Raw genomic sequence first — 25,299 nt, 5'->3', positions numbered from 1 at the left:
CCTCCTGCTCATCCCGGGCAGCTGCTCGTTCAGGGCAGAGCCGGCACAGGGTCGCCCCCTCGGGGCGAACCCGTTCAGTGCAGGTGAGAGGCCACGAGGTGTGACCAGCTCTGCCCCGCCGATCAACGCGGGGGAGCGAAAGGAACCCATCACTCGTGACTGACGTCCAGAACGGCGCCGCTGCGCCGTCCACGCCCGAACTCACCGCCATGCGCCTGCCCCAGCTGCAGGCCCTCGCCTCGTCGCTGGGCATCAGCGGCATCTCCAAGCTGCGCAAGGGCGACCTCGTGGCCGCCATCGCGGCGAAGCAGGGCGAGGGGGCGGCCACCGAGGTCGCGCCCCAGCCGACGCTCGACGGAGTCGTCGACGCCGGTGTCCAGGCCTCCGTCGAGACCGCCGTCGCCGAAGGCGCCGAGGCCCCCGTCGTCGAGACGGGCACCGAGCCCACCGAGGCACCGACCCGTGCCCGCCGGGGCTCGCGCCGCGCCACGTCGGCTGCCGGGGCTCCCGAGTCCCGCGCCGCCGGTGCCCACGTCAACGCCGGCGAGACCGGTGTCACTCCTCTCGTCGAGGTGCCCGCCACCGAGGCCGTGGCCGTCGAGGCCGCCGACGCCGAGCAGGGTTCGACCGAGCAGGCTCCGACCGAGAAGGCCGCCTCCGAGCGCCCGTCGCGTCGTCGCGGCTCGCGCCGCGCCTCCGACGCGTCCGTCGCCGCCGACGCGGCGCAGCCCGGTGCGTCGGTCGAGTCCCCGGCCGCCGACGGCTCGGCTTCCCTCGAGACCTCCCCGTCCGCGCCCTCCGACGGGGCCGGTTCCGAAGCGCAGGGCCAGTCCGACCAGGGCCAGTCCGACCAGCAAGGCCAGTCCGACCAGCAGGGCCAGTCCGACCAGCAGGGCGGCGACCAGCAGAACGGTGGCCAGCAGGGTGGGGGCCGCCGGAGCCGCAACCGCAACCGCGGCAAGGGCGGTCAGCAGCAGACCCAGGCCGACCAGAACGGTGGCCAGCAGAACGGCAACCAGCAGAACGGTGGCCAGAAGGCCGACGCTCCGCAGAACGGTGGCCAGAAGGCCGATGCCCCCCAGAACGGCCAGCAGCGCGGCGACCAGCAGCGCGCGGACCAGAGGGCCGAGCAGCAGGCCCAGCGCGAAGCCGGCGAGAAGAACGACGCCGCCCGCGGCGAGCAGTCCGGCAACGGGCCCCAGTCCGGCGGTCAGAACGACGAGGGCGGCCGACAGGGCCGTGGCCGTCAGAGGGACCGCAAGCGCGGTCGTGGGGCGCAGAACGACGACGTCGAGCCCGAGATCGGCGAGGACGACGTCCTCATCCCCGTCGCGGGCATCCTCGACGTGCTCGAGAACTACGCCTTCGTGCGCACCACGGGCTACCTGCCCGGTGCCAGCGACGTCTACGTCTCGCTCGGTCAGGTCAAGAAGTACCACCTGCGCAAGGGCGACGCGGTCGTCGGCGCCATCCGTCAGCCCCGCGAGGGCGACCAGGGCCAGGGGCGCCAGAAGTACAACGCGATCGTCAGGATCGACTCGATCAACGGTCAGCCCGTCGACGAGGCCGCCAAGCGCGTCGAGTTCAGCAAGCTGACCCCGCTCTACCCGCAGGAGCGCCTCCGTCTCGAGACCGAGCCCCAGAAGCTCTCGACCCGCATCATCGACCTCGTGTCGCCGATCGGCAAGGGGCAGCGTGGTCTGATCGTCTCGCCGCCGAAGGCGGGCAAGACGCTCGTGCTGCAGTCGATCGCCAACGCCATCGCGATCAACAACCCCGAGGTCCACCTCATGGTCGTGCTCGTCGACGAGCGCCCCGAAGAGGTCACCGACATGCAGCGGACGGTCAAGGGCGAGGTCATCGCCTCGACGTTCGACCGTCCGGCGGAGGACCACACCACCGTCGCCGAGCTGGCCATCGAGCGCGCCAAGCGCCTCGTCGAGCTGGGCCACGACGTCGTCGTGCTGCTCGACTCGATCACGCGTCTCGGCCGTGCGTACAACCTGGCCGCACCCGCGTCGGGCCGCATCCTCTCGGGTGGCGTCGACTCGTCGGCCCTGTACCCGCCCAAGCGCTTCTTCGGTGCCGCGCGCAACATCGAGAACGGTGGCTCGCTCACCATCCTCGCGACCGCGCTCGTCGAGACCGGTTCGAAGATGGACGAGGTCATCTTCGAGGAGTTCAAGGGCACCGGCAACATGGAGCTCCGCCTGTCGCGCCACCTGGCCGACAAGCGCATCTTCCCCGCGGTCGACGTCAACGCCTCGGGCACGCGACGTGAAGAGATGCTGCTCAGCCCCGACGAGGTCAAGATCACCTGGCGTCTGCGCCGCGCCCTGGCCGGGCTCGACCAGCAGCAGGCCCTCGAGATCGTCCTGCGCAACCTGCGCGAGACGCAGTCGAACGTCGAGTTCCTCGTCCAGGTCCAGAAGTCGGTCCCCGCGTCGAACGGACACGACTCCGGCCACAAGGAGCACTGAGCGTGTTCGAGTCGGTGGCCGTGCTGCTGGCCGAGCACGACGACCTGCAGACGCAGCTCAGCGATCCGGCGGTCCACGCCGACGCCGCACGCGCCAAGAAGATCAACCGCCGCTACGCCGAGCTCAGCCGCATCGTGGCTGCTCACTCGACGTGGCAGCAGGCGGCTGAAGACCTCGAGGCCGCGCGCGAACTCGCGAAGGAGGACGAGGCGTTCGCCGACGAGGTGCCCGTCCTCGAGCAGGCGCTCGACGAGTCCCAGGAGCGCTTGCGGCGCCTCCTGATCCCGCGCGACCCGGACGACGGGCGCGACGTCATCATGGAGATCAAGGGCGGCGAGGGCGGGGCCGAGAGCGCCCTGTTCGCGGCCGACCTGCTGCGCATGTACCTGCACTACGCCGAGTCGAAGGGCTGGAAGTCCGAGATGATCGCGAGCGACGACTCCGACCTCGGTGGCTACAAGAACGTGCAGGTCGCGCTCAAGTCGAACGCGTCCGACCCCTCGCAGGGCGTCTGGGCGCACCTCAAGTACGAGGGCGGCGTCCACCGCGTGCAGAGGGTGCCGGCGACCGAGTCGCAGGGCCGCATCCACACCTCGACCACGGGCGTGCTCGTGTTCCCCGAGGTCGACGAGCCCGAAGAGGTCGACATCAACCAGAACGACCTCAAGATCGACGTCTACCGGTCGAGCGGACCCGGCGGCCAGTCGGTCAACACGACCGACTCCGCCGTCCGCATCACCCACCTGCCCACGGGCATCGTGGTCGCGATGCAGAACGAGAAGAGCCAGCTGCAGAACCGCGAGGCGGGCATGCGCGTCCTGCGGGCCCGCATTCTCGCCCGTCAGCAAGAAGAGCAGGCGGCCATCGCGTCGGACGCCCGCAAGAGCCAGATCCGGGGCATGGACCGGTCGGAACGCATCCGCACCTACAACTTCCCCGAGAACCGCATCGCCGACCACCGCACCGGCTACAAGGCGTACAACCTCGACGCCGTCATGGACGGTGCGCTCGACGCGGTCGTCGAGTCGTGCATCCAGGCCGACGAAGAGGCACGTCTCGCCGAGATCGGCGACACCGCGTCGTGACCGATGCGATCGCCACGGCCTTCGACGGCGTGACGACGGTCGACGTGGCCCTCCGGGTCGCGTCGACCGTCCTCGTCGACGCCGGGGTACCGTCGCCCGACGTCGACGCCGAACTCCTGCTCGGCCACGTCACGGGCCTGACCAGGGGAGCCGTGCGGGCGAGGGCCGTCACGGCCGCGTCGTTGACGCCGGACGAGCAGGAGGCGCTGGTCGCCGCGATCACGCGCCGCGCCTCCCGCGAGCCCCTGCAGCACATCACGGGGCGGGCGTCGTTCCGCCACCTCGAGTTGCGCGTGGGGCCGGGTGTCTTCGTCCCGCGACCCAAGACCGAAGGCGTCGCCCAGTTGGCGATCGACGCCCTGCGCTCCGTGGCGGACGCGTCACCCGTCGCCGTCGACCTCGGGACCGGGAGCGGTGCCCTGGCCCTGGCGATGGCCTCCGAGGTGCCGACGGCCACGGTCGTCGCCGTCGAGCTGTCTCCCGAGGCGGCCGTCTGGACTCGTCGCAACATCGACGCGGTGGGGGTCGACAACGCGCGCCTCGTCGAGGGCGACCTCGCCGACGCCCTGCCCGAACTCGACGGCACGGTCTCGGTCGTGGTGTCGAACCCGCCGTACGTGCCCGTCGGCATGGTCCCGCGCGACCCCGAGGTGAGACTCCACGATCCTGCGCTCGCCCTCTACGGCGGTGAGGACGGCCTCGACCTGGTCCGCGCACTGTCCCTCACGGCCCGGCGGCTGCTGCGCCCGGGCGGAGCGCTCGTCATCGAGCACGGCGAGCTCCAAGGAGGCGCCATCCGCGACCTCCTGACGGCCGACGGTTGGCGCTCCCCGGCCACGCATCCCGACCTCACCGGCCGCGACCGGGCCACGACGGCGGTGCGCTGACCGGGTTCTCCCGGTCCGTCGCACTATCATCGTCAGGTCATGGCCACTTTTCACGACTGCTCCGTCGACTCCGAACTCCTCGCCGGCATGCGCATGGCGCGCGGTGCCATCGGTCGAGGCGAGCTCGTCGTCCTGCCGACCGACACGGTGTACGGCGTCGCGGCCGACGCGTTCGACCCGACCGCCGTGCAGCGCCTGCTCGACGCCAAGGGTCGTGGTCGCCAGTCCCCGCCTCCGGTGCTGATCAAGGGCCAAGAGACCCTCGCCGCTCTCACCGACCGGGTGCCCGAGGTCGTCCGTCCGTTGCTCGACGAGTTCTGGCCCGGCCCGCTCACGGTCGTCTTCCGTGCGCAGGCGTCGCTCAGCTGGGATCTCGGCGAGACGCGCGGCACCGTCGCCCTGCGCGTGCCGAGCCACCGCATCGCCCTCGAGCTCCTCGAAGAGACCGGCCCGCTCGCGGTGTCGAGCGCCAACCTCACGGGCCAGCCCGCGGCCGAGACGGCAGGCGACGCCCGCCGCATGCTCGGCGACTCCGTGTCGGTGTACCTCGACGACGGCCCCGCGGGGGCCACGTACGAACACCGGGCCGGCGCCAACACGGGGTCGACGATCGTCGACGCGACGGGCGGCGCCGACGGGGTGTTGCGCATCGTGCGCCACGGCGTCCTGTCCGACGCCGAGATCATCCGCGTCGTCGGGGTCGACGCCCTCGCGTGAGGTACTACCTCCTCGCGCTGGCGATCTCGGCGGGGGTCAGCTTCGTGTTGTCCGTCGTCGTCTGGCGGGTGGGCCTCAAGTACCGCCTCTATCCCCAGATCCGCGAGCGGGACGTCCACCAGACGCCCACGCCGCGTCTCGGGGGGATCGCGATGTGGGCCGGCATCGTGGTCGCGCTGCTCGCGGCGTGGTTCGTCTTCCCCTTGATCTCGGGTGTCGACTACTTCCGTCTCGTCTTCGCCGACGCGGGGCCTCCTCTGGCCATCATCGGCGCCGCCACGATCATCGTCGTCATCGGAGTCGTCGACGACCTGTACGACCTCGACTGGATGACCAAGCTGGCGGGCCAGATCGTCGCCGCGGGAGTCCTCGCGTGGCAGGGCGTCCAACTCGTCTCGTTGCCCATCGGGGGCAGCCTGGCCATCGGCTCGCCCTACATGTCGCTCGTCCTCACGGTCCTCACGATCGTCCTCGTCATGAACGCCGTGAACTTCATCGACGGACTCGACGGTCTCGTGGCCGGGGTCGCGATCATCGCGAACGGCGTCTTCTTCGTCTACAGCTTCGTGATCTCGATCACCATCGGCCAGACCGAGTACTTCAACCTCGCCGCCCTCCTCTCCGCCGTGTTGATCGGGGCCTGCCTCGGCTTCCTTCCGCTGAACTGGCACCCGGCCAAGCTCTTCATGGGCGACGCGGGTGCGCTCCTCACCGGACTCGTCATGGCCACGAGTGCGATCTCGGTCACCGGGCAGATCGACCCGGCCGGGATCTCCCGGACGGCACTCCTGCCGGCGTTCATCCCGATCGTCCTGCCCTTCGCGATCCTCGTCGTGCCGTTGCTCGACTTCGGCCTGGCCGTCCTCCGCCGACTCAGTGCCGGGAAGTCCCCCTTCACCGCCGACCGCAAGCACCTGCACCACCGCCTGCTCGACATGGGACACTCGCACTTCCAGGCCGTCCTGATCTTCTACGCCTGGACGATCGTGGCGGCCGTCGGGGGCCTGATGTTCCTCTTCGTGAAGCCGACCTACCTGGTCGCCGTCTTCCTCGGCGTCGGCCTGGTCGCGTGCACCGCCGCCACGTTGTCTCCGCTCAGCCGTCGCAAGAAGGTCGAGATCGCCGTCCAGACGACCCGCACGGGTGACCTGTCGACGACGGAGTCCGACCGGTTCGACCCGCTCGACGCCGCCGCGGACGTCCTCGACCCGCACGACACCGACACCGCGGCCAAGGCCGAGGTGCCCGAACTGACGAACCCGAAGGACCACCCATGAACGCCAGCTCGATCTTCACCCAGATCCTCAAGTACACGGGCGCACTCGCCCTCGTCATCGCCGTGGTCGGAGGAGGGCTCGGCTACCTCTTCGCCGGCACCGACGGCCTGTGGAGCGCCCTCGTGGGGGTGGGGCTCGCGATCCTCTTCGCGGCGATCACGGCCGCGAGCATGCTCGTGGCGATCCGCTTCACCCTCGGTGCGTTCTTCGGCATCGTGATGGGTGCCTGGCTCCTCAAGCTGGTCATCTTCATCGTCTTGCTCGTCCTGCTGCGCGACCAACCGTTCGTGGACGACGTCGTGTTGTTCCTGGCCCTCGTCGTCTCGATCATCGGCACGCTGGCAGTCGACGCCCTCGTGGTCGTCCGGGGGCGCCTGTCGTACGTGAGCGATGCCACGCTTCCCCCTGCTCCGCAGGACTGACGACCATGCGTGCACACGGTGAAATTACCTCGACCGATTCGTGGAAGCAACCATTACCTTGATAGGGTTGACGACGTTCCCCGGCCGCGTCTCCAGCGTGCACGGATGACAAACCCCACCAATCGTCGCGACACTTCAGGGTGCTCGCCCCGACACAGGAGATAGCGCTGATAGCGAACGCTGTGAACCTGCTCTCCGCTGCCGAAGCCGGCCACGGGGACGGGGGATTCCATGCCCCGACTCTTGACGAGTTCTTCCCTCCCGCCATCTTCTTCGAGGGCACCCCCTTCGAGCTGAACCGCATCATGCTGGTCCGCCTCTTCGCGATCGCCGTCATGTTGCTGCTGTTCTGGCTGGCCCTGCGCAAGGGGCGGCTCATCCCGTCCCGCGGGCAGAGCATCGCCGAGCTGGGCCTCGACTTCGTCCGCATCCAGATCGTCGAGGAGATCCTCGGCGAGAAGCTCGGACGCAAATACCTGCCGTTGCTGGCCGCCATGTTCTTCGGCATCTTCGCCATGAACATCACGGGCATCATCCCCGGCCTCAACATCGCAGGCACGTCGGTCATCGCCATGCCCCTGCTGCTGGCGGTCGTGGCCTACATCATGTTCATCTACGCGGGCTTCCGCGAGGCCGGTGGCGCGACGTTCCTGCGCAACGCCCTCTTCCCGCCCGGTGTGCCGTGGGTCATGTACATCCTGCTGACGCCCATCGAGTTCATCAACATCTTCATCGTGCGGCCGATCTCGCTGGCCCTCCGACTCCTGTTGAACATGATGGTCGGCCACCTCTTGCTGGTGCTCTGCTTCGCGGCGACGCACTTCTTCTTCTTCAGCATGAGCGGGGGCTTCATGGCCTTCGGTGCTCTCACCCTCATCGGTGGCTTCGTGATGACCATCGTCGAGATGGCCGTCGCCGTGCTGCAGGCCTACGTCTTCACGCTCCTCGCCTCGGTCTACATCCAACAGGCCGCGGCGAAAGAACACTAAATACAGACGACGCACGTCATCCGACGTGCATCGCCCAACCGGAAGGAAACACAAGTGGACACCACCACGATCCTCGCTGAGATCAACGGCAACATCGCGACCGTCGGCTACGGCCTCGCTGCGATCGGCCCCGGCATCGGTATCGGCATCGTCGCGGGCAAGACCGTCGAGGCCATGGCCCGCCAGCCCGAGCTGGCCGGCCGCCTGCAGGTCACGATGTTCCTCGGCATCGCGTTCACCGAGCTGCTGGGCTTCATCGGCCTCGCCGCCGGCTTCATCTTCTCCTGATCAGTTAGGACGACACACCGATGATCGAGACGATCCTCGCGGCCGAGGGTGGTGCGCCCGAAGGCGCCGCCATCTTCTTCCCCGCTGGTTACGACATCCTCTGGTCCTTGGTCGTCTTCGTGGTCATCGCCGCGTTCTTCGGGCTCTTCGCGATCCCCAAGTTCCGCAGGATCCTCGACGAGCGTGCCGAGCGCATCGAAGGCGGCATCAAGCACGCCGAGGCCGCACAGGCCGAGGCTGCCAAGGCCCTCGACGAATACAAGAAGCAGCTGGCCGACGCTCGTGCCGAGGCCGCTCGCATCCGTGAGGCTGCGCGCGCCGAGGGCAACGAGATCATCGCCGAGCTCAAGCAGCAGGCGCAGGCCGAGGCCGACCGCATCACCGCCTCCGCCCACGCGCAGATCGAGGCCGAGCGCCAGGCCGCCGTGGCCTCGCTCCGGTCCGAAGTCGGATCGTTGGCCATCGACCTCGCCTCCGGCGTCATCGGTGAGTCGCTGAGCGACGACGCGAAGGCGTCGGCCGTGGTCGACCGCTTCCTGGCCGACCTCGAGGCGGACGAGAACGCTAAGGCGGGCAACTGACGATGGGTTCCATGTCCCGAGAAGCACTCGGTTCGGCGCGGTCGGTCTTGTCCGACCTCGGCGGGTCGGTCGACCTGACGACCGGCGAGCAGTTGCTCGACGCCGGTCGGGTCATCGGCGGCTCCGTTCAGCTGCAGTCGTACCTCGCCGACCCCGCTGTCGACGTGGCGACGAAGAAGCAGCTGCTCGACCGGCTCTTCGGGTCGTTCTCCGAGTCGACGCGAGCGGTGCTCGTATCGGTCGTCGGCAGCCGCTGGTCGTCGTCCGACGATCTGCTCGCCGGCATCGAAGAGGTCGCCTTCCGAGCGATCGCGACGACCACGCCTGCCGACAGCAGCATCGAGAACGAGCTCTTCGCCTTCGATGCCGCCGTCCGCACGGATTCGCAGCTCGAATTGGCCCTCGGCTCCAAGCTGGGCGATCCCGCCGCCAAGGCGGACCTCGTCGAGCGCCTGCTCGGAGGGAAGGCCAGTCGTCAGACGGTCGCCATCGTGATGCACCTGGTGCAGCAGCCCCGTGGCCGTCGGATCGGTGAGCTCCTCCGTCACGCAGCCGACATCGTCGCCGACCAGTCCGATCAGCTCGTCGCCACCGTCACGAGCGCCGTCCACCTCGACGACGCCCACGTCACTCGGTTGCAGCACGGTTTGGCCAGGCAGTTCGGGCGTAGCCTGCGCATCAACCAGGTCATCGACCCCGCCGTCGTCGGCGGCCTCCGCGTCCAGGTGGGCGACGAGGTCATCGACGGCACCGTTGCGACGAAGCTCAGCCTGCTCCGCCTGCAGCTCGCCGGCTAGTCACGCTCTCACACACAGACTCGAGGCCTCCCGAAGCCTCGCTACGAATAGGAATCACAATGGCAGACATCAAGATCAGCCCGGATGAGATTCGCGACGCGCTGAAGGACTTCGTCTCGTCGTACGACCCTTCGAAGGCCTCCACCACCGAGGTCGGCCACGTCACGGACGCAGCCGACGGCATCGCCCACGTCCAGGGGCTCCCCGGCGTCATGGCCAACGAGCTCATCCGCTTCGCGGACGGCACGCAGGGTCTCGCTCAGAACCTCGACGAAGACGAGATCGGCGCCATCGTCCTCGGCGAGTTCTCCGGCATCGAAGAGGGCATGGAGGTCACCCGCACGGGTGAGGTCCTCTCCGTCCCCGTCGGCGACGGCTACCTGGGTCGCGTCGTCGACCCGCTGGGCGCACCCATCGACGGTCTCGGCGACATCGCCACCGAGGGTCGTCGTGCCCTCGAACTCCAGGCCCCCGGTGTCATGCAGCGCAAGTCGGTCCACGAGCCCATGCAGACCGGCATCAAGGCGATCGACGCCATGATCCCCGTCGGTCGTGGGCAGCGCCAGCTCATCATCGGCGACCGCCAGACCGGCAAGACGGCCATCGCGATCGACACGATCATCAACCAGAAGGCCAACTGGGAGTCCGGCGACGAGAACAAGCAGGTCCGCTGCATCTACGTCGCCATCGGCCAGAAGGGCTCCACGATCGCCTCGGTCAAGGGTGCCCTCGAAGAGGCCGGAGCCATGGAGTACACGACGATCGTCGCCGCTCCCGCCTCGGACCCCGCCGGCTTCAAGTACCTCGCTCCGTACACCGGGTCTGCCATCGGTCAGCACTGGATGTACAGCGGCAAGCACGTCCTCATCATCTTTGACGACCTGTCGAAGCAGGCCGAGGCCTACCGTGCCGTCTCGCTCCTCCTTCGTCGTCCGCCGGGACGCGAGGCCTACCCGGGTGACGTCTTCTACCTGCACTCGCGTCTTCTCGAGCGTTGCGCGAAGCTGTCCGACGAGCTGGGCGCCGGCTCGATGACGGGTCTGCCCATCATCGAGACCAAGGCCAACGACGTCTCGGCGTACATCCCGACCAACGTGATCTCCATCACCGACGGCCAGATCTTCCTGCAGTCCGACCTCTTCAACGCGAACCAGCGTCCCGCGGTCGACGTCGGCATCTCGGTGTCGCGCGTCGGCGGTGACGCCCAGGTCAAGTCGATCAAGAAGGTCTCCGGCACGCTCAAGCTCGAACTGGCCCAGTACCGCTCGCTCGAAGCGTTCGCGATGTTCGCGTCCGACCTCGACGCGGCGAGCCGTCGTCAGCTCGCACGTGGTGCACGTCTCACCGAGCTCCTCAAGCAGCCGCAGTACTCGCCCTACCCGGTCGAGGACCAGGTCGTCTCGATCTGGGCCGGCACCAACGGCAAGCTCGACGAGGTCCCCGTGCCGGACATCCTGCGTTTCGAGCGCGAGTTGCTCGACTACATGGGCCGGAACACGTCGGTGTTGTCCGATCTCAGGGAGAAGAACGTGCTGTCGGACGACATCGTCGCGGCTCTCGAGAGCGGCATCGACTCGTTCAAGCAAGAATTCCAGACCGGTGAGGGCAAGCCTCTCGCTTCGGTGGGACGTGAAGAGTTCGAGGCCACCGACGCCGACGACGTCAACCAGGAGAAGATCGTCAAGACGAAGCGCTGACGCGCCCGTTCGACGTTCACGACTGACGAGACAACAGGAGAGTAATGGGAGCCCAACTCCGGGTCTACCGGCAGAGGATCCGCTCTGCGCAGACGACCAAGAAGGTCACTCGCGCGATGGAGCTCATCTCGGCCTCGCGCATCCAGAAGGCGCAGGCCCGGATGAAAGCCTCCGGGCCGTACTCGCGAGCCATCACCCGCGCGGTGTCGGCCGTGGCGACGTTCTCGGACGTCGACCACGTGCTGACCACCGAGCCCGAGACGGTCGAGCGTGCCGCGATCGTCGTGTTCACGTCGGACCGCGGCCTCAACGGTGCGTTCAGCTCGAACACGCTGAAAGAGAGCGAGCAGCTCGCGCAGCTGCTGCGGAGCCAGGGCAAAGAGGTCGTCTACTACCTCGTGGGTCGCAAGGCCCAGGGGTACTTCGCCTTCCGTCGTCGTGACGCCGAGCAGGTGTGGACGGGCAACACGGACCAGCCCGAGTTCGTCACGGCGAAAGAGATCGGTGACGCCGTCGTCTCCAAGTTCCTCACCGAGGCGGCCGAGGGCGGCGTGGACGAGATCCACATCGTCTACAACCGTTTCGTGAACATGGTCAGCCAGGTTCCCGAGGTCGTCCGTCTGCTTCCCCTCGAGGTCGTCGAGGGGATCGAAGAGCCCGGAGAGGACGAGGTCCTGCCGCTGTACGACTTCGAACCCGATCCGACCGAGGTCCTCGACGCCCTGTTGCCGGTCTACATCGAGAGCCGCATCTTCAACGCCATGCTGCAGTCGGCCGCCTCCGAGCACGCCGCCCGTCAGAAGGCCATGAAGGCTGCCAGCGACAACGCCGACACCCTCATCCGCGACTTCACCCGTCTGGCCAACAACGCGCGTCAGGCCGAGATCACGCAGCAGATCTCCGAGATCGTGGGCGGCGCAGACGCCCTCGGGTCGGCCAAGTAGAGCTCTGCACCACAGCATCATCATCCGAAGAGAGAGAAGCCATGACTGACACCGCAACCGCACCGGTCGCGACCGAGTCGGCTCCCGGCGTCGGGCGCATCGCCCGGGTCACGGGCCCCGTCGTCGACATCGAGTTCCCGCACGATGCCATCCCCGGCGTCTACAACGCGCTGACCACGAAGATCACCATCGGTGACACGACCACGCAGATCACGCTCGAGGTCGCCCAGCACCTCGGTGACGACCTCGTCCGTGCCATCGCCCTCAAGCCCACCGACGGCATCGTCCGTGGGCAAGAGGTCATCGACACCGGCGCGCCGATCTCCGTGCCCGTCGGCGACGTCACCAAGGGCAAGGTCTTCAGCGTCACGGGCGAGATCCTCAACCTCGAGGGTGACGAGACGGTCGAGATCACCGAGCGCTGGCCCATCCACCGCAAGCCCCCGAAGTTCGACCAGCTCGAGTCCAAGACCCAGCTGTTCGAGACGGGCATCAAGTCCATCGACCTCCTCACGCCTTACGTGCAGGGCGGCAAGATCGGTCTCTTCGGTGGTGCGGGTGTCGGCAAGACCGTCCTCATCCAGGAGATGATCCAGCGTGTCGCGCAGGACCACGGTGGTGTGTCGGTCTTCGCCGGCGTCGGTGAGCGTACCCGCGAGGGCAACGACCTCATCGCCGAGATGGACGAAGCGGGCGTGTTCGACAAGACCGCGTTGGTCTTCGGCCAGATGGACGAGCCGCCGGGAACCCGTCTCCGCGTCGCGCTGTCGGCCCTCACGATGGCCGAGTACTTCCGCGACGTGCAGAAGCAGGACGTGCTCCTCTTCATCGACAACATCTTCCGCTTCACGCAGGCCGGTTCCGAGGTCTCGACCCTTCTGGGTCGCATGCCCTCGGCCGTGGGTTACCAGCCCAACCTGGCCGACGAGATGGGCGTCCTCCAAGAGCGCATCACCTCGACGCGCGGTCACTCGATCACCTCGCTGCAGGCGATCTACGTGCCTGCCGACGACTACACCGACCCGGCTCCCGCGACGACGTTCGCGCACCTCGACGCGACCACCGAGTTGTCGCGTGAGATCGCGTCGCAGGGTCTCTACCCCGCGATCGACCCGCTGACCTCGACCAGCCGCATCCTCGACCCGCGTTACCTGGGCCAGGCGCACTACGACACGGCGATCCGGGTCAAGGCCATCCTGCAGAAGAACAAGGAGCTGCAAGAGATCATCGCCATCCTCGGTGTCGACGAGCTCTCCGAAGAGGACAAGATCACGGTGTCGCGTGCGCGCCGCATCCAGCAGTTCCTCTCGCAGAACACCTACATGGCCAAGAAGTTCACGGGTGTCGAGGGCTCGACCGTCCCGCTGAAGGACACCATCGAGTCCTTCACCGCGATCGCCGACGGCGAATTCGACCACGTGGCCACGCAGGCATTCTTCAACGTCGGCTCCATCTCGGACGTCGAAGAGAAGTGGGCTCAGATCCAGAAGGAGAACGGCTGATCGTGGCTGCTCTCACTGTCAGCGTCGTCTCGGCCGACCACGAAGTGTGGTCGGGCGAGGCGTCGTCGATCGTCGCTCGCACCGCCGAGGGTGAGATCGGGATCCTTCCCGGTCACGAGCCGATCCTCGCCATCCTGGCCTCGGGTCAGGTCAGGGTCCGGTTGTCCGACGGCACCACCGTCGAGGCGACTGCCGACGACGGTTTCCTGTCCGTCGAGAACGACACCGTGACGGTCGTCGCGCGCAACGCACAGCTCAACTGAGCTCCGCCCGTCTGCACCACCGAACGACATGCTGTTCCTGCTGCCCCCGTCCGAGACCAAACTCGACGGGGGCAGCGTCGGTTCGCGGCTCGATGTGACGGCACTGTCGTTCGACGAGCTCGACGGCCCTCGCCGCGCCTCCTTGGCCTTGCTCGACGAGATGTCGGCCGACGTCGCGGCGGCCGCCGCTGCCCTCAAACTCGGTCCCACGCAGGCTCACGAGGTCGAGCGCAACCGGCTCGTGACCGTGTCGCCCACGATGCCCGCTCTGTCGCGCTACACGGGGGTCCTCTTCGACCCTCTCGGTGTGGCAGGCATGAGTGCCGACGCGTGGACGTGGGCTCACCGGCACGTACTCGTGCATTCGGCCCTGTTCGGCTTGCTCAGGGCTGGTGACGAGATCCCCGCGTACCGGCTCTCGCACGACTCGAGGGTTCCCCGGACGTCGTTGAAGAAACTCTGGCGAGGGCCCGTGTCCTCGGTCCTGGCAGGCGTCGGCGACCTCGTCGTCGACCTGCGATCCGAGGGGTACGTCGCTCTGGGGCCGGCGGGGACGCCGTCGACGTACGTCCGTGTCGTCTCGGACGCGGGCGACCGACGCCGAGCCCTCAACCACTTCAACAAGAAGAGCAAGGGGTTGCTCGTTCGCGCCCTCCTGGCCGATCGTCCGGACCTGGCCGACATCGGCGACCTGACGGAGTGGGCCCGCGGTCGAGGTTTCGTGCTCGAACCCGGAGACGAGAGCGTGCTCGTGGCCGAGTCGGTCCTGCAGGCGTCCGTCTGATCGCCGGGCGGGCGGCGACGCTTCGGCTCTGTCTCAGTCCAGGGGCACGGGACCCTCTCGGAACGCGATGCCCTCGTGGCGGAGGAGCCACTTCTTCGTCTCGACCCCTGTGCCCACGGTGTAGCCGGTGACGCCGCCCGTCCGGCCCAGGACGCGGTGGCACGGGACGAGCAGGGGGAGCGGATTCACCGCCACCGCTCCACCGACGGCTCGCCCGGCCCGAGGATTGCCGAAGGTCCCGCCGAGTCGTCCATAGGTCGTGGCCCGTCCCCACTCGACCTCGAGCAGCGCAGACCAGACCGAGCGCTGGAAGCTCGAACCGACCAGGCGGAGCGGAAGATCGAAGCGCGTGCGCACTCCTTCGAAGTAGCCGTCGACCTGACGTCGGGCTGCATCGAGCAGGTTGTCGGGCCGCTCGGGTTGACCGTCGTGAGGCAGGACGCCCTCACGCTCGATCGCGAGGCCCTCGACGGCGAAGTGCCGACTGACGATCTCGATTCGTCCCACGGGGGAGTCGAGTCGGACGAGCCCCGGCGGTTCGTCGTCGTCGGCACGGCCGGGTGGCAGCGGGGGTACGAGGACGAGGTCGGTCATGGCGTCACGTTAGGGCGGCCGCCCGGTCGGGACGCCGGAGAACGGGCCGGGTGTGAACCGACGGCTGCCGCACCCGGCGTGGGGAGGAGACGTGCGGTGGTGCAGCCTGGGCCCGGGTGTGGACGCGGCACCCGAACGGACCGGTCACCGGGCGCTAGCGTGGAGGTCGTGGTCGCCGAACCGCGCCAGAGCCCCCGGTGAGAGGAACGAGATGCCCACCGAACAGTCACCAGGATCGTGGCACCGAGTCGGCTCGATCGACGACACGGTCGTCGGTCGCCCGGCCCGCCCCTCGGGCGTCGACGAGACGGACGCGGACGACACGGTCCTCCGGGTCTCCCCGCCGGCACGGCCGCCGACGAGCGGGGAGCCGAACCCGTCGGGCCGACCCACCCCGCGCCTCCACGGGGTGAGGGTCGCCGGGCAGGACCTGTCGCTCGACGTGCCCGTCATCGTGGGGCGTCGCCCGACCGGGCCGCGCGTGGGCTCTGGACCCCTGCCACGGTTGGTGACCGTGCCGTCTCCGCGACACGAGGTCTCGGGGGCGCACGTCGACGTGCGCCAGCACGGGGGCACCGTCGTCGTCACCGACCTGCGTTCGACGAACGGGACCCGGGTGATCGAGCCCGGACGCGTTCCCGTCGTTCTCCGGCAAGGCGAGTCGCTCGTCGCCCGTGCAGGCACGATAGTGGACGTAGGTGACGGGAACCTTCTCGAGATCCTGCCTCCCCAGCGCATCATCCCGACGAAAGAACCCCTCCTGTGACAGAGCTCGGCCGCCCCACGACCGCCCACGCCCTCGGCCTCGACGGCCCGGGGCTCACCTTCGACTGGGCGGGGGTGACCGACGTGGGTCGTCGCCGAGCGCACAACGAGGACAGCTACCTCGCAGAGGCGCCGCTGTTCGTCGTGGCCGACGGCATGGGAGGGCACAGCGCGGGCGACGTGGCGAGCGACGCGGTCGTGCGCCGCATGAGCGAGATCGCGTCACGCCCGTTCGCCACCACGGACGACGTCGAGACGGCCCTCCGCGTGGCCACGGAGGACATCGCGGTGGCGGCGGCCGACACCGAGCTCGGGGTCGGCACGACGGCCACCGGGGCGTTCCTCTCACGAGAGGGAGAAGGCGCCGAGGTCGACTTCACGGTCTTCAACGTGGGCGACTCCCGCGTGTACATGTTCGAAGACGGCCGTCTCCGCCAGGTGACCGTCGACCATTCCGTCGTCCAGGAGATGGTCGACGCGGGGCTCCTGCACGCGGACGACGCCGAGAAGCACCCCGACAGCAACGTGATCACCCGGGCGGTCGGGTTCGACGTCGACCCGCGTCCGGATTACTGGAGGGTGCCCGCCCGACCCGGCCTGCGCCTCCTCGTCTGCTCGGACGGCCTGACCAAAGAACTGTCCGCCGGGCGGATCGCCGAGCTCCTCGGCGGCGTCGACGGTGCCGAGCCGGCGGCGACGGCCCTCGTCGAGGCCGCCGTCGAGGCGGGTGGACGCGACAACGTCACGGCCGTCGTCGTGGACGTCCGGAGCGCCGAGACGACGGACGCCGAGTAGGCGCGACACGCGGACACGGACGGCCCCGCCCCCGAAATGGGGGGACCGGGTCCGTCCACAGGGGGGCCCACGGGCCTCTCGGGCGTCGGGGACCCCCACGTAGAATGGCTGCGGTCGGACCGACGCCGACCTGTTCCGCCCAGCCGACCCGGCATCGATCCCCAGAGGAGGCGACGTGGCTCGACGACTGCCTTCGGCGCCCCCCGTCCTGCCGGGATTCTCGCATGTGCGCGTGCTCGGGTCGGGCGGCTTCGCCGACGTGTTCCTCTACGAACAGAACATGCCGCGCCGGCAGGTCGCGGTGAAGGTCATGCTCAGCGAGGTCGTGAACGACCAGGTCCGCCAGATGTTCCAGGCCGAGGCGAACCTCATGGCCCAGCTGAGTGCCCACCCGTCGATCCTCACGGTGTTCCAGGCCAGCGTCTCGGCCGACGGCCGTCCGTACCTGGTGATGGAACTCTGCTCGTCGTCGTTGAGCGAGCGGTACCGGCGCGACCGCATCCCCGTCGCCGACGTGCTGCGCATCGGCGTCAAGATCGGCAGCGCGGTCGAGACGGCCCACCGGCAGGGCGTCCTGCACCGCGACCTGAAACCGTCGAACATCCTCATGACGGCCTACGGACACCCCGTGCTGTCCGACTTCGGCATCGCCGCGTCCCTCAGCGAGAGCGAGCCGCAAGAGGTCGTCGGCATGTCGATCCCGTGGTCGGCCCCCGAGGTGCTGCTCGACGAGACCAACGGCACCATCGAGTCCGAGGTGTGGTCCCTCGGGGCGACGGTGTACTCGCTGCTCGCGGGCCGGAGCCCCTTCGAGGTCCTCGGCGGCGACAAGAACGGCGCGTCCGACCTGATCGGTCGCATCGACAAGGCCAAGCTCGTGCCGACCGGACGGACGGACGTCCCTCCCACCCTCGAGCGACTGCTCGCGAGGTCCATGTCGCGGCGCCCCGAGAACCGCCAGGCCAGCGTCCTCGAGTTCGTGCGCGAGCTCCAGCAGGTCGAGAGCGAGATCGGCGTCGCGCAGACCCCCATCGAGGTGGCGGTCGACGACTGGGCCCTGGCGACCGTGGCCGACCTCGAGGACAAGACGCGCCTCCGGGGTGTGACCCCCGTGCAGGCCTCGCGGCGTCGCCGCCGGCGCCGGGCGACCGAGGCCCAGGTCCAGGCGCAGCACGGCGGTTCGCTCCAGCAGAGCCGCGCCGTGCCTCGCAGCACGGGTACACGTCCGACGCGGCGTCGGTCGCTGCTCGTCGTGACGTGGGCCCTCGTGGCGGCGTCGGTGGTGGGGATCGGTCTCGCAGCCGCCGCGACGCTGGTGCTCGTCCGCTCGACGTCGACCGACATCCCCCGGGTGGCCGACGTCGCGTCGTCGAGCGACGGCTCCTCGGTGGTCTTCACCTGGAGCGACCCGGGGCTCCGGGCAGGTGACACCTACGTCATCTCGACCGGGGGGCAGACGAGCCAGCAATCCGCCGACCGGTTCGTCGCCACCCCTGCCGACCCGGGTGACGAGGTCTGCATCACCGTCTCCGTGAGCCGCGGTGGTTCGACCGGCCCGGAGAGCAACGAGAACTGCGCGACGGCGGGTCAGGGCTGATGGGGCGGCTGCTCGACTGGGCCTCCCGTCGTCGATCCGCCGTCGTCACCGGGGTCGGAGTGGTCGTGGTGGCCACGCTCGTGACGACCGTCGCCGTGGCCAGCGGTGGCTACGAGGCCCAGCGCGTCGACCTCTCCGACGGAACGGTCTGGGTCGCCAACGGAGAACGCGCCGCGATCGGTCGGGCGAACACCGACGTCCTGCAGCTCAACTCCGCCGTGCGCGGCACCGGTGCCGACCTCTCGGTCGTCCAACGCGAGCAGGACGTCCTGCTCGTGGATCGCAGCAACGCCACGGTCGGTGTCGTCGACACCGCCACGGCCGAGGTGGCCGAGAGCGTCCCGCTCCCGCCCGAATCGCCCGACGTGTCGATCGCCGGGGACCGTGTGCTCGTCGTGTCACAGGGCACGGGGGAGGTCTGGAGCCAACCGCTCTCGGACCTGGCGTCCTTCAGCAACGAGGTCGACCCCGATCTCAGCCTCGGCAAGGGACTGGTCACCGACGTCACGCCCGACGGCCGTGTGGTCGCCTACTCGTCCGACACCGGCAGGGTGTCGATCTTCGACGGAACGGTGTCACCCGACGTCGCCGAGACGCACGACGTGCCCGCCTCGTCGTCCTCCGGGTACCAGGTGGCCTCGGTCGGCGGTCACTGGGCCGTGCTCGATGCCGTCACGGGGGAACTGGTCGTCGACGGACGGCAGGTCGACCTGTCCGACCGGGCCTCGGGCGGGCTCGCCCTGCAGACGGGGTCCGACACGGGCGACGAGGTCCTGGTCGCGACGTCCACCGGCCTCTTGTCCGTGTCGATCGACTCCTCACGGGTCGCCGAGGTCGTCGGCGGACGCGAGGGCAAGCCCGCGCGACCCGTCGTCGTCGGCGACTGCCGCTTCGGCGCCTGGGCGGGCGGGTCGGCGTGGAGCGACTGTGCGTCGGCCCGCGGGGGAGTCCTCGACCTCGACCAGGTCACCGGAGGGGCGAGCCTGGTCTTCGACGTCAACGCGCGCCGGGTCGTGCTCAACGATCCGGCGTCGGGTCGGTCGTGGGCGGTCCAGCGTTCCGGCGAGCTCATCGACAACTGGTCGGACCTCTTCCAAGAGGACCGCGACCTAGAAGAGCAACAGGAGAACGACGACCAGCAACCGCCCGAGCTGGATCTCGACCAGAAACCACCGGTCGCCGTGGACGACGCGCTCGGCGCACGACCCGGTCGAGCGAGCACCCTGCCCGTGCTGCTCAACGACTACGACCCGAACGGCGACCCGCTCGTGATCGACGACGTGTCCGCACTCGACGATGCCGTCGGCCGGATCGACCTCGTCAACGACCGACAACAGGTGCTCCTCACCCTCACCGACTCGGCTTCCGGCACGTTCTCGGTCGACTACACCATCTCCGACGGACGCGGCGGTCAGGCCAGCGCGACGGTCACCCTCACCGTCCGCCAACCGTCGGAGAACTCGCCGCCGCAGCAGGCGCGCAGGACGTCGGCGTCGGTGTCGTCGTCGGGGCGGGTCACCACCTCGGTGCTCGGCGACTGGATCGACCCCGACGGTGACGCCTTCTACCTGACCTCGGCAGGAGGGGCGGCGGGAGTGTCGTACAAGCCCTCGGGGGACGTCGTCTACCAGGACGCCGGTGCGGGCGACACGACCGTCGAGGTCCCCTTGACGGTCTCGGACGGCCGTGACGAGGGGCGAGGATCGCTCGCGATCACCGTGATGGGGGCAGGGCAGGTGCCCCTCGAAGCCCTGCCCTTCTCGCAGCAGGCCTACGCGGGCCAGCAGCTGACCGTGCGGCCGCTGACCTACGCTCGAGGCGGCACGGGCACCGTCAAGCTGAACAGCGTCCCGGCGAAGGCCGACGTCACCGTCACGCCGAACTACGAACAGGGCACGTTCCGGTTCCTCAGCGACGTGCCCGGGACCCACCTGCTCGAGTACACCGTGACGGACGGCGACCAGACGGCGACCGGCACGGTCAGGGTGGACGTCCAATCCCCTCCGGACGCGGGCACACCGCCCGTCACGACGCCCAAGACGATCTTCGTCGAGACGTTGGGCACGCAGACGCTCGACGTCGTCGCGACCGATCGTGACCCGGCCAACAACGTCCTCATGCTCACGGCGACCGATGCCGTGCCCGCCGCGTCCGGGGTCAGGGTCGAGACCCTCGATCAGCGCTACGCCCGCATCACGCTCGCGGCCCCGCTCGACGACGGGCCGGTCACCTTCGGCTACACCGTCAGCAACGGCCTCGCCTCCGCGCCCGGCACCGTGACGGTGGTCGAGATCCCGCGCCGGGCGATCACCCAGCCGCCGATCGCGACCGACGACCAGGTGACCGTCCGGGTGGGGGACTCCATCGACATCGACGTCCTCGCCAACGACGAGCAGCCCGACGGCGACGAGTTGACGCTGGTGCCGCGACTCGAGAGGGACGTCCCGGCCGGCAGCGGGTTGCTCTTCGCGTCGGGTAACCGTCTGCGGTACCTGGCCCCCACCACCCCGGGCAACGTCACGGCGACCTACACCGTCGAGGGCCCCGACGGGCAGCGGGCCTCGGCTCAGGTCGCCATCGCGGTCCGCGAGGTCGACGCGGGCAGCAACGCCGCCCCCGCGCCCCAGTCGGTGACGGCGCGCGTCGTCGCAGGCGAGACCGTGCGCATCGGCGTTCCGCTCGACGGCATCGATCCCGACGGCGACTCGGTCCAGCTGCTCGGGGTGGGTACGAACCCCGAGAAGGGCAGCGTGTCGACCGTCGGCACCGACTACGTCGAGTACCAGGCGAACGCCAGCTCGGCGGGCACCGACAGCTTCACCTACGCGGTCGTGGACGGCTTGGGTGCCCGGGCCACGGGCACGGTCCGCGTGGGGATCTCGACCCGCGCCGACGGATCGCGCAACCCGATCGCCGTCGCGGACGCCGTGACGATGCGACCCGGGGGTTCCATCACGGTCCGGGTGCTCGACAACGACTCCGACCCCGACGGGGGCGCGTTGTCGGTCGACGCCGTCGAGCCGAACGGCGAGGGTGTCGTCGCGAAGGTCGTGTCGGGGACGATGGTGTCGGTGACGCCCCCCGAGACCCCCGGGACGTACGGCCTCGTCTACACGGTGTCGAACGAGCGCGGCGGGCAGAGCTCGACCTTCGTCACCGTGACCGTCGACCCCGACGCACCGTTGAACTACCCGCTCGCCGACGACACGGTGCTCGGACTCAGCGACATCGCCGGTCGGCAGACCGTGACGGTCAACCCCCTGACCAACGTGTTCTTCTCGGACGGCAGCACCTCGCAGCTCGACCTCGGACTTGCCCCGGGATTCGGCTCGACGGCCGAGGTGACGCCGAACTCGCGCGTGACCGTCCGCATCACCGATTCGAGCCAGATCGTCCCGTTCTCGGTCTCGAGGAAGGACGACCCGGGCGTCCGCTCCTACGCGTTCATCGTCGTGCCCGGTTTCGACGACGCCCTGCCGCAGGTCGACCGGACGGTCCGTCCGATCACGGTCGAGAGCGAGAAGGCCGTCACGATCGACCTCGACCGTTACGTGATCTCCGCCGGCACCAACGGAGTCAGACTGACCGACCCCGCGACGGTCCGGGCGACGAACTCGAACGGCGACGACCTCGTGGTCGACGACACGACCCTCCGGTTCACGTCCGCCGACCTGTTCTCGGGTACGGCCTCGATCTCGTTCCAGGTGACCGACGGTCGCTCGGCCGACGACCCGGACGGTCGGACGGCGTCGCTCGTGCTGCCCATCACGGTGACGTCGCGAGAGAACCAGCCACCCGTCTTCAACGGCACCTCGATCGACCTCGAACCGGGCCAGTCCCGCACGCTCGACCTCGCTCGGCTCACCACGTACCCCTATCCGGACGACGTCGACGAGCTCCGGTACTCGGTCGAACAGGGCGGCGTCGCGGGCTTCGGCTTCGACCTGTCCGGGTCGAAGCTCACCGTCTCGGCCGAGGCCGGCACCGCGAAGGGGACGAGCAGGTCGCTCCCCGTCGCCGTCAGCGATGCCCTCAACCCGGGTCGGAGCGGTGCCGTCACCGTGTCGGTCGTGGGATCGACCCGCCCGCTCGCTCAACCGGCCGCCGATCGTGCCGTCGTCAAGCGCGGGGCCTCGACCTCGGTCGACGTGTTGCAGAACGACCAGGCGACCAATCCCTTCCCCGGGCAGGCGCTGCGGGTGGTGGCGATCCGTGGGCTGAACGGGTCGAGCGTGCCGGCAGGCGTCTCGATCACGCCGAGCGGTGACAACCGGAGTCTCGCTGTCTCGGTCGCGGCTTCCGCGGCCCCCGGCGACACGAACCTCCAGTACCAGGTCGCCGACGTCACGGACGACCCCGACCGATACGTCTGGGGCACCGTCACCATCAGCGTGCAGGACGTCCCGAACGCCCCCAATGCCCCGGTCCGAACGGGCACCTTCACGGGGGGACAGCTCACCCTGAGCTACACGGCTCCCGCGGCCAACAACTCGCCGCTGACCGGTTACCGTCTGACCGGGGCGGGTTCGGCCGGGGGCTCGTACTCCAAGGCCTGCGGGCTGGCGACGGTCTGCACCCTGACCGACCTGCCCGCGGGCCAGCGGTTCTCCTTCACGGTCGTCGCCACCAACGGCGTCGGGGACTCCGCTGCATCGGCGCCGAGTCCCGCTTACAGTGCCGACTACGTGCCCGCCGCACCCACGGGCCTGAGCGCGACTGCGGTGCCGTCGGGCCAGGGCGACACCCGGATCACGTGGACGGACTCGCCGGATCCCCGGCCGGGCTCCGCGATCCAGTCGTACGTCGTCGAATGGTCCGGGCCCACGACGGGATCCCAGACCGTTCGCCGTGGGGTGCAGCAGAGCGTCATCCCCGGCCTCGTCCCGAACCAGAACTACACGGTGAACGTCTTCGCGAAGAACGACGCCGACGTCGACAGCGAGGCGGCGTGGGCCCGGGCGTCCCTGACGCGGGTGGTACCCGTCGGGAGCCCCGGGGTACCCCAGGTCACGGCCACCCCCGTGAGCGGCGGCGTGCAGATCACCTGGACGCCGTCGACCGCGAACGGCGGATCGGCTCCCACGTACCGGGTGGTCCGCGTCGCCGGCTCGGACGGGCCGGTGTCCTGCGACACCCCGGGTGACCCCGTTCCCCTCGCCGGCGGGGGAGCGACGGACTCGTCCGCAGAGGACGGCGTCACCTACCTCTACGTCGTGAAGGCGGACAACGGCACCTTCTGTTCCGCGGGTTCGGGTCGCACCACGGCACTCAAGGCCCCCGGTGCTGCTCGCGCGACCGTGGCGTCGATCGAGAACGGTGGGGGACGCTTCGACGTCAGGGTCTCCGCGACCGACGTGGTGTCGGGTACGGCAGCCCGATTCGAGTGGTCGCAGAACGGGCAGACGGGTTGGCAGCCCCTGGCCGCCGACGGCTTCGTCTCCACCGGGGGATACGGCACCGAACTCCAGGTCTACGTCCGAGGCTGTCGAGACGCTTCCGAGACGTTCTGTGGCGCCGCGTCCGATCGTCAGGCCGCGACGCCCGTGACGGTGCGGCCCGTCATCGTCTCGTGCGTCCCCGGCGAACCCCTCGTGGTCAACCCGCCGTCGAACGGTCACCTCGACTTCTCGGCGACGGTCGAGTTCAACGTGTCGCCCCTCATCCTGGACAACTGGCAGTCCGGAGACAGGAACGGCGCGTACACGACGACGTCCCGGGTCGATCCCTCGGCGACGGAGGTCCGCATCCGCGGGACGGTCGACGGCAAGACCGACAGCGGCTACGCACGGGTCACCTGCAGCTGAAGCCCATGAACGACACATCGAGGAACGAAGACACATGAGCATGACCCCCGAGCAGGCGACCTGGTTCTCCGACATCTTCGGGCGACTGGTGGCCAACGTCGACCAGGTGCTGCTGGGCAAGACCTTCGTCGTGCGACTGTCGTTCACGGCTCTGCTGAGCGAGGGGCATCTGCTGCTCGAGGACTTCCCGGGCACGGGCAAGACCTCGCTCGCCCGCGCGATCGCCCAGAGCGTCCAGGGCTCGAGCAACCGTGTGCAGTTCACCCCCGACCTCCTGCCCGGCGACATCACCGGCGTCAGCATCTACGACCAGAAGGCCGGTGGGTTCGAGTTCCACCGCGGGCCGATCTTCTCCAACATCGTCCTCGCCGACGAGATCAACCGCGCCAGCCCCAAGACGCAGTCCGCCCTCCTCGAGGTGATGGAAGAGAGCCGCGTGACCGTGGACGGCGTCAGCCACGCCGTGGGTTCGCCGTTCATGGTGATCGCCACCCAGAACCCGGTCGAGCAGGCCGGCACCTACCGTCTTCCCGAGGCCCAGCTCGACCGGTTCATCATGAAGACCTCGATCGGCTACCCCGATCACGCGGCGACCGTCCGCATCCTCGAGGGCTCCGCCACGAGGGTCCACGAGGGCAGCCTCAACCCGATCGTCCAGGCCGGGGTCATCACCGAGATGGCGCAACTCGCCCGCACCGTGCACGTCGAGCCCACCATCAGTGACTACGTCGCCCGGCTCGTCGACGGGACGCGAACGGCCCAGGAGGTCCGTCTCGGTGTGAGCGTCCGCGGTGCGCTGGCCCTCGTCCGTTCGGCCAAGACCTACGCGGCGTCCCTCGGTCGTCACTACGTGATCCCGGACGACGTCAAGTCGCTCGCCGAGCCCGTGCTCGCCCACCGTCTCGTGCTCGACCCCGAAGCGGAGTTCGACGGGGTCACGCCGTCCAGCGTCGTGAGCCAGCTGCTCATCGAGACGGCGCCACCCGCCGAGCGGGTAGCCGTGTGAGCGAGCGTCCTCGAGGCACCGACCG

The 25,299-nt window shown here is 69.2% G+C and carries 21 protein-coding genes; 20 read left to right on the top strand and 1 reads right to left on the bottom strand.

What is annotated here, in order from left to right:
* Positions 1-209: 209 nt before the first annotated feature.
* From rho to OVA02_RS12935, 15 genes are all read left to right on the top strand, one after another.
* Positions 210-2,480 (top strand): transcription termination factor Rho, encoded by a 2,271-nt coding sequence (rho, locus tag OVA02_RS13005; protein WP_267659708.1) that lies wholly within the window; start codon positions 210-212, stop codon positions 2,478-2,480.
* A gap of 2 nt (positions 2,481-2,482) precedes the next feature.
* Positions 2,483-3,565 carry a peptide chain release factor 1 gene (gene prfA / locus OVA02_RS13000; RefSeq protein WP_056045910.1) on the top strand — a complete coding sequence of 361 codons (1,083 nt, stop codon included), beginning with the start codon at positions 2,483-2,485 and terminating at the stop codon, positions 3,563-3,565.
* 29 nt (positions 3,566-3,594) lie between these two features.
* On the top strand, positions 3,595-4,452 hold the full coding sequence (prmC, locus tag OVA02_RS12995) for a peptide chain release factor N(5)-glutamine methyltransferase (RefSeq protein ID WP_267659707.1): 858 nt from the start codon (positions 3,595-3,597) through the stop codon (positions 4,450-4,452).
* A 39-nt stretch (positions 4,453-4,491) separates the two neighbouring features.
* Positions 4,492-5,169, top strand: coding sequence for an L-threonylcarbamoyladenylate synthase (locus OVA02_RS12990; RefSeq protein WP_267658644.1), 678 nt, complete (start codon positions 4,492-4,494; stop codon positions 5,167-5,169).
* The gene (locus OVA02_RS12985; RefSeq protein ID WP_123570237.1) at positions 5,166-6,446 is read left to right on the top strand and encodes an MraY family glycosyltransferase; all 1,281 of its coding nucleotides are present in this window, start codon (positions 5,166-5,168) and stop codon (positions 6,444-6,446) included. The genes OVA02_RS12990 and OVA02_RS12985 overlap by 4 nt, the downstream gene beginning before the upstream one ends.
* Positions 6,443-6,868, top strand: a complete 426-nt coding sequence (locus OVA02_RS12980) for a hypothetical protein (protein ID WP_123570236.1) — start codon at positions 6,443-6,445, stop codon at positions 6,866-6,868. Before OVA02_RS12985 ends, OVA02_RS12980 begins: the two co-directional genes overlap by 4 nt.
* Positions 6,869-7,050: 182 nt before the next feature.
* Entirely contained in the window at positions 7,051-7,857 is an 807-nt protein-coding gene (gene atpB, locus OVA02_RS12975; RefSeq protein WP_043594504.1) for a F0F1 ATP synthase subunit A, read from the top strand.
* Between the two features lie 54 nt (positions 7,858-7,911).
* The gene (gene atpE / locus OVA02_RS12970; protein WP_043594505.1) at positions 7,912-8,145 is read left to right on the top strand and encodes an ATP synthase F0 subunit C; all 234 of its coding nucleotides are present in this window, start codon (positions 7,912-7,914) and stop codon (positions 8,143-8,145) included.
* 20 nt (positions 8,146-8,165) lie between these two features.
* On the top strand, positions 8,166-8,726 hold the full coding sequence (locus OVA02_RS12965) for a F0F1 ATP synthase subunit B (RefSeq protein ID WP_056045898.1): 561 nt from the start codon (positions 8,166-8,168) through the stop codon (positions 8,724-8,726).
* A 2-nt stretch (positions 8,727-8,728) separates the two neighbouring features.
* Positions 8,729-9,523 (top strand): F0F1 ATP synthase subunit delta, encoded by a 795-nt coding sequence (locus tag OVA02_RS12960; protein WP_056045895.1) that lies wholly within the window; start codon positions 8,729-8,731, stop codon positions 9,521-9,523.
* Between the two features lie 59 nt (positions 9,524-9,582).
* Positions 9,583-11,220, top strand: coding sequence for a F0F1 ATP synthase subunit alpha (gene atpA / locus OVA02_RS12955; RefSeq protein WP_056045891.1), 1,638 nt, complete (start codon positions 9,583-9,585; stop codon positions 11,218-11,220).
* A gap of 44 nt (positions 11,221-11,264) precedes the next feature.
* A complete protein-coding gene (locus tag OVA02_RS12950) occupies positions 11,265-12,164 on the top strand; it encodes a F0F1 ATP synthase subunit gamma (RefSeq protein WP_056045889.1) in 900 nt (299 codons plus the stop codon).
* A gap of 41 nt (positions 12,165-12,205) precedes the next feature.
* Positions 12,206-13,666 (top strand): F0F1 ATP synthase subunit beta, encoded by a 1,461-nt coding sequence (atpD, locus tag OVA02_RS12945; protein ID WP_043594513.1) that lies wholly within the window; start codon positions 12,206-12,208, stop codon positions 13,664-13,666.
* Positions 13,667-13,668: 2 nt separating this feature from the next.
* Positions 13,669-13,929: a F0F1 ATP synthase subunit epsilon gene (locus OVA02_RS12940; RefSeq protein ID WP_043594515.1), complete on the top strand. Its 261-nt coding sequence runs from the start codon at positions 13,669-13,671 to the stop codon at positions 13,927-13,929.
* Between the two features lie 28 nt (positions 13,930-13,957).
* Positions 13,958-14,713: a YaaA family protein gene (locus OVA02_RS12935; RefSeq protein WP_123570233.1), complete on the top strand. Its 756-nt coding sequence runs from the start codon at positions 13,958-13,960 to the stop codon at positions 14,711-14,713.
* A gap of 33 nt (positions 14,714-14,746) precedes the next feature.
* Here OVA02_RS12935 and OVA02_RS12930 read toward each other — a convergent pair whose 3' ends face one another.
* Positions 14,747-15,307: a methylated-DNA--[protein]-cysteine S-methyltransferase gene (locus tag OVA02_RS12930; protein ID WP_192123380.1), complete on the bottom strand. Its 561-nt coding sequence runs from the start codon at positions 15,305-15,307 to the stop codon at positions 14,747-14,749.
* Positions 15,308-15,518: 211 nt separating this feature from the next.
* Between OVA02_RS12930 and OVA02_RS12925 the strand changes: the two genes are divergently transcribed.
* From OVA02_RS12925 to OVA02_RS12905, 5 genes are all read left to right on the top strand, one after another.
* Positions 15,519-16,073 carry an FHA domain-containing protein gene (locus tag OVA02_RS12925; protein WP_267658643.1) on the top strand — a complete coding sequence of 185 codons (555 nt, stop codon included), beginning with the start codon at positions 15,519-15,521 and terminating at the stop codon, positions 16,071-16,073.
* A complete protein-coding gene (locus tag OVA02_RS12920) occupies positions 16,070-16,867 on the top strand; it encodes a PP2C family protein-serine/threonine phosphatase (protein WP_123570230.1) in 798 nt (265 codons plus the stop codon). The genes OVA02_RS12925 and OVA02_RS12920 overlap by 4 nt, the downstream gene beginning before the upstream one ends.
* 232 nt (positions 16,868-17,099) lie before the next feature.
* Complete coding sequence (locus tag OVA02_RS12915) at positions 17,100-18,464, top strand: serine/threonine-protein kinase (RefSeq protein WP_267658642.1); 1,365 nt, start codon at positions 17,100-17,102, stop codon at positions 18,462-18,464.
* On the top strand, positions 18,464-24,268 hold the full coding sequence (locus tag OVA02_RS12910) for an Ig-like domain-containing protein (RefSeq protein WP_267658641.1): 5,805 nt from the start codon (positions 18,464-18,466) through the stop codon (positions 24,266-24,268). Before OVA02_RS12915 ends, OVA02_RS12910 begins: the two co-directional genes overlap by 1 nt.
* 34 nt (positions 24,269-24,302) lie before the next feature.
* Entirely contained in the window at positions 24,303-25,274 is a 972-nt protein-coding gene (locus OVA02_RS12905) for an AAA family ATPase (protein ID WP_200412587.1), read from the top strand.
* Positions 25,275-25,299: the final 25 nt, after the last annotated feature.

This window comes from Frigoribacterium sp. SL97, from assembly GCF_026625765.1.
GTDB lineage: Bacteria > Actinomycetota > Actinomycetes > Actinomycetales > Microbacteriaceae > Frigoribacterium.
This window is presented reverse-complemented; position numbering and strand designations above follow the sequence as displayed.

Bases quoted from the DNA above. Each gene is read 5' to 3' on its own strand.
- OVA02_RS12935 (WP_123570233.1), top strand. From the start codon at position 13,958: ATGCTGTTCCTGCTGCCCCCGTCCGAGACCAAACTCGACGGGGGCAGC.
- OVA02_RS12980 (WP_123570236.1), top strand. From the start codon at position 6,443: ATGAACGCCAGCTCGATCTTCACCCAGATCCTCAAGTACACGGGCGCA.
- rho (WP_267659708.1), top strand. From the start codon at position 210: ATGCGCCTGCCCCAGCTGCAGGCCCTCGCCTCGTCGCTGGGCATCAGC.
- OVA02_RS12960 (WP_056045895.1), top strand. From the start codon at position 8,729: ATGGGTTCCATGTCCCGAGAAGCACTCGGTTCGGCGCGGTCGGTCTTG.
- OVA02_RS12930 (WP_192123380.1), bottom strand. From the start codon at position 15,307: ATGACCGACCTCGTCCTCGTACCCCCGCTGCCACCCGGCCGTGCCGAC.
- OVA02_RS12925 (WP_267658643.1), top strand. From the start codon at position 15,519: ATGCCCACCGAACAGTCACCAGGATCGTGGCACCGAGTCGGCTCGATC.
- OVA02_RS12965 (WP_056045898.1), top strand. From the start codon at position 8,166: ATGATCGAGACGATCCTCGCGGCCGAGGGTGGTGCGCCCGAAGGCGCC.
- OVA02_RS12910 (WP_267658641.1), top strand. From the start codon at position 18,464: ATGGGGCGGCTGCTCGACTGGGCCTCCCGTCGTCGATCCGCCGTCGTC.
- atpA (WP_056045891.1), top strand. From the start codon at position 9,583: ATGGCAGACATCAAGATCAGCCCGGATGAGATTCGCGACGCGCTGAAG.
- OVA02_RS12990 (WP_267658644.1), top strand. From the start codon at position 4,492: ATGGCCACTTTTCACGACTGCTCCGTCGACTCCGAACTCCTCGCCGGC.
- OVA02_RS12950 (WP_056045889.1), top strand. From the start codon at position 11,265: ATGGGAGCCCAACTCCGGGTCTACCGGCAGAGGATCCGCTCTGCGCAG.
- atpD (WP_043594513.1), top strand. From the start codon at position 12,206: ATGACTGACACCGCAACCGCACCGGTCGCGACCGAGTCGGCTCCCGGC.
- OVA02_RS12905 (WP_200412587.1), top strand. From the start codon at position 24,303: ATGAGCATGACCCCCGAGCAGGCGACCTGGTTCTCCGACATCTTCGGG.